This window comes from Bradyrhizobium sp. (assembly GCF_019242285.1).
Lineage (GTDB): Bacteria > Pseudomonadota > Alphaproteobacteria > Rhizobiales > Xanthobacteraceae > Bradyrhizobium.
In genome coordinates this window covers 1-3,783 of sequence record NZ_JAFAVV010000470.1, presented here as the reverse complement: position 1 = coordinate 3,783, position 3,783 = coordinate 1, and the positions used below count along the sequence as shown (strand labels likewise).

Annotated in this window: 5 protein-coding genes; all 5 read right to left on the bottom strand. The window is 65.8% G+C overall.

Translation table 11 applies throughout. From position 1 onward, the window contains the following. Nucleotides 1-110: 110 nt before the first annotated feature. Entirely contained in the window at nt 111-743 is a 633-nt protein-coding gene (locus JOY90_RS18560) for a hypothetical protein (protein ID WP_291692570.1), read from the bottom strand. A gap of 106 nt (nt 744-849) precedes the next feature. Continuing rightward, entirely contained in the window at nt 850-1,617 is a 768-nt protein-coding gene (pgeF, locus tag JOY90_RS18555) for a peptidoglycan editing factor PgeF (RefSeq protein WP_291692569.1), read from the bottom strand. Further along, the gene (locus JOY90_RS18550; protein WP_291692568.1) at nt 1,614-2,732 is read right to left on the bottom strand and encodes an SAM-dependent methyltransferase; all 1,119 of its coding nucleotides are present in this window, start codon (nt 2,730-2,732) and stop codon (nt 1,614-1,616) included. Before JOY90_RS18550 ends, pgeF begins: the two co-directional genes overlap by 4 nt. A gap of 22 nt (nt 2,733-2,754) precedes the next feature. After that, entirely contained in the window at nt 2,755-3,606 is an 852-nt protein-coding gene (lgt, locus tag JOY90_RS18545; RefSeq protein ID WP_291692567.1) for a prolipoprotein diacylglyceryl transferase, read from the bottom strand. Between the two features lie 11 nt (nt 3,607-3,617). Then, nucleotides 3,618-3,783, bottom strand: a 166-nt coding sequence (locus JOY90_RS18540; protein ID WP_291692571.1) for a dienelactone hydrolase family protein, incomplete at its 5' end; no start/stop codon positions are given.

Below are 3,783 nucleotides of genomic sequence, written 5' to 3'. Positions count from 1 at the left end.
CAGAACCGGCTTGCTTCTACGGGCGAGGGAATATCAGGGAGTCCGCGCGGCTGGCAACCCGCTGTCCCGATTTTCCCGGGCAAAAATCCCCGATTTCCCCGGGGATTAGGCTAACGATCAGTGTAGCCGAGGGCGGTGAAGCTGTCGTCCGGCGAGGCCGGCGCGTTGGCGCTCGCAACCGCGGGTCCGCGCTTGTCCGGCGCCACCGCTGGCGAGCGGCTGTCGGCCGGGGTGCCGTTGATCATGTTGGAGAGACCACTCAATCCGGCTTGCGCGATCTTGCGCAGAACCATGTCGTCCGCTGCGGCCCAGGGATCGCGGCCGCCCTTGCCGGCCGGCTCCTCGCCGGACAGCCGCAACGCCCGCTGCTGGTCGCGGTCATAGACGTCCCACACCCAGGCAATCATGGTGCGGCCATGGACCACCTGGGCCTGAAGATAGCTGCGCACGCGATAGGCCGCGGGGGCTTCGCGCGAGATGATCGACAGGTTGCGCAGCTTGGTCTCACTGTCGAGGATACCGACCAGGCGGTCGAACACCTGCGGCGGCGGCCCGTCGATCGATTCGAAGGCGATCGTCGCGCCATCGCTCGCTGCGGGGCTGGCCATGGCATAGGCGCCGCTGGTCGAGCCCCCATTGGCACAGCCGGCAAGCGCGCAGGCCGCGGTCAGTAGCAGCACACCGGCGACAACGCGCAGCACGATACGGCTTGCCTGGAGCAGGGTGGTCGACGCGTCCCTCATGACAGGGGGCGATATCGTTAAAACATCTTAACGTCTAGGGCCGCGAGGCCACAGGAGGAACCAAAAAGTTAAATACGATCGTAAAACTGCTCCGCGCTGGCACAGCTCATGGAGCGAGCGCGATCGCGTGCACATGGCGGCCATAATCCGGCTCTTTCCGGTGCACCGAGCGACGGTAGCTGAAGAAGCGCTCGTCGGCATAGGTGTCGACGCCGAGATCGTCGATCATCAGGATGCCGGCATTTTGGAGGCGAAGCCTGATATAGCCCGCGAGGTCGAACTTCGCGTGGCCGTCGCGCTCGGAGGGGAGAAAGAAGACCGCGTTGTTCGCGTCGTGATCGATGAAGCGTTCGACGAACTCGCCGCCGACCTCGTAGCTTGGCTGGCGGATCAGCGGACCGATGGCGGCGATCGTGCTGCCGCGTTCGGCGCCGAGTTCTTCCATCGCGGCGATGGTCGATTCCATGATGCCGGTCAAGGCGCCCTTCCAGCCGGCATGCGCCGCGCCGATCACGCCGGCGTTCGGATCGACGAACAGGACCGGCCCGCAATCGGCCGCCGTCACGCCAATCGCAAGCCCCGTGCTGTTGGTGACGATCGCGTCCGCCTTCGGTCGCGCCGGGCCCTCCCAGGGGCCGGTTGCGATGACGGCGTCCGGCGAGTGGATCTGGTGCACGCAGACGAGATGCTCGGACGGAACGCCCATGTGCTCCGCCATGCGGCGGCGATTTTCCCGCACATGGGCCGGATCATCTTTGGAGCCGAGCCCGCCATTGAGACCGGCATAGATGCCGCCGGATACGCCCCCCTCGCGGGTGAAGAAGGCGTGGCGAAGTCCGGGAACGGCCGAAAGCAGGGACGATGACAACATCATGCGGCTCCAGCCGGCTTCTCTTCGTCGAGCCCGGGCAGGGAGGGATATTGCGAGGCGGAGATGCCGAGCACCTTGAACATCGATCCCATGGCGTCTCGTCCCGTGCCGGTCAAGCGCTGAAGTGCGGCAGCGACGTCCTCGGAGACTTCATGGCTCGCTTTCGCCATCAGCGTCAGGGCACGGCTCTCGATGCCGAGCCGTTTCAGGAACTCGCCCTGGGTCACCGGCCCGTGCGCGCGTGCACCGACGGCCTCGGCCGCGCGGGCCAGCGCCTGGAAATCGACATGCGCGGTGACGTCGGCCTGCCCGGGCGCCTTGAGCGGATCGGCGTAGCTGTGCCTGGCAATGGCCTGGAAGGTGTCGCCGGCATCGCTGCGGATGTGCCCATAGTCGATGATCAGCGCGGCGCCGTCCTGGTCGCGCACCCGCGCTGCGACCTTCATGACCTCGGTATCGGGCCGCCATTCGAACACCGCGCCGACCGGGGCAGCCCGCACCAGCGGCGGCAGCAGCACGTCGAAACGCGGGGTGGGCTCGGGTGCCGCGCCGAACGCCAGTTCGCCGCTATCGTCGAGCTCGACGACGCGCTCGTGCCAGCCGGATTCGCGCCTCACCATCTGGTGGATCGGCAGCACGTCGAAATACTCGTTGGCGAGGATGATGCTCGGGCCGTCCGGCACCTCGTCGAAGCTGTCATGCCAAGTAAGGTTGCGCGCGGTCGAGAGCGCGGCCTTCTGCTTCTCGCGCAGCACCGGATTGATCTCGACGAGATGGATGCTCAGGAGCTGGTAGAGCGGCGGCAGCACCCGCAAGGCGCGCAACGCGTCCGCCATCATCGTGCCGCGGCCGGGCCCGAACTCCACCAGCCGGAGCACGGGAGGCGAGCCCATCCCCCTCCACACCGACGCTGTCCACAGCCCGAGCAGCTCGCCGAACATCTGGCTGACCTCGGGCGAGGTCGTGAAATCCCCCTCGCGCCCCAAGGGATCGCGCGACACATAGTAGCCGTGCTGCGGATGCATCAGGCACAGCTCCATGTAACGCCAGACCGGCATCGGACCGGACGATTTGATCCGCTTCCTGATCTCCGACAGCAGCGGCGAGAATTCGGTCACAACCTGCCTTGAAAAGAATTGACTACTCGGCCCCGCTCGTCTGCGTCAGCTCGGGGGAAGTCTTGTGGCTCCAGGTCCATACAATAATGATCACGCCGGCAATTACCATCGGGACAGAGAGCAGCATGCCCATGGTCAGCCCGCCCCACAGGAAGCCAAGCTGCGGGTCCGGCTCGCGGAAATGCTCGCCGGTGATGCGGGCCACGCCGTAGAGAGCGATGAAGTTGCCCAGGATGAGACCGGGCCGCTTCAGCGCACCGAAGCGGATCATGACAGTCAGTACCGCAAACAGCAGGATGCCTTCCAGGCCGGCCTCGTACAGCTGGCTCGGATGGCGCGGCACCGGCCCGCCCCTCGGAAACACCATCGCCCAGGGTAGCGAGGGATCCGCTGGCCGCCCCCAAAGCTCGCCATTGATGAAATTGGCGATGCGGCCGAGGAACAGACCGATCGGCCCGACCGCGGTGGTGATGTCGCCGAGCGACAGGATCGGCACCCTGTTGCTGCGGGCGAACCAGATCACCGCAATGACGCAGCCCATGAAGCCGCCATGGAAGGACATGCCGCCCTCCCACAATTCAAAGATCTTGACGGGGTTCTGGAGGAAGAAGGGCAGGTTGTAGAACAGCACATAGCCGGTGCGGCCGCCGAGGATGATGCCGACGGTGACCCAGAGGATGAAGTCGTCGAGCTGGGCGAGCGAGATCGGCGCCGGCCCGCCCCACAGCCGCTCGTTCTTCAACAGCGAGCGCGCATAGATCCAGCCCAGCACGATGCCGCCGATATAGGCGAGCGCGTACCAGCGGATCGCGATCGGCCCGAGCTTGATCGCGACCGGATCGAATACCGGAAAGTCGATGAAGAGGGAGGTCATCGCACCTCGAGCTACGAGGACAGGTTGCGGCGGTATAGTGCCAGGAGGCGCTCCCAGTGCCGTTCGGCCGCGTCGCGGTCATAGACCGGGCGCTTCGGGAATGCGAAGCCGTGATGGGTGCCGGGATAGATCTCGACCTCGTTCCTTGAACCTTTCATGCCCTCGCGCACCTTCTCG

Bases quoted from the DNA above. Each gene is read 5' to 3' on its own strand.
- lgt (WP_291692567.1), bottom strand. From the start codon at position 3,606: ATGACCTCCCTCTTCATCGACTTTCCGGTATTCGATCCGGTCGCGATC.
- pgeF (WP_291692569.1), bottom strand. From the start codon at position 1,617: ATGATGTTGTCATCGTCCCTGCTTTCGGCCGTTCCCGGACTTCGCCAC.
- JOY90_RS18560 (WP_291692570.1), bottom strand. From the start codon at position 743: ATGAGGGACGCGTCGACCACCCTGCTCCAGGCAAGCCGTATCGTGCTG.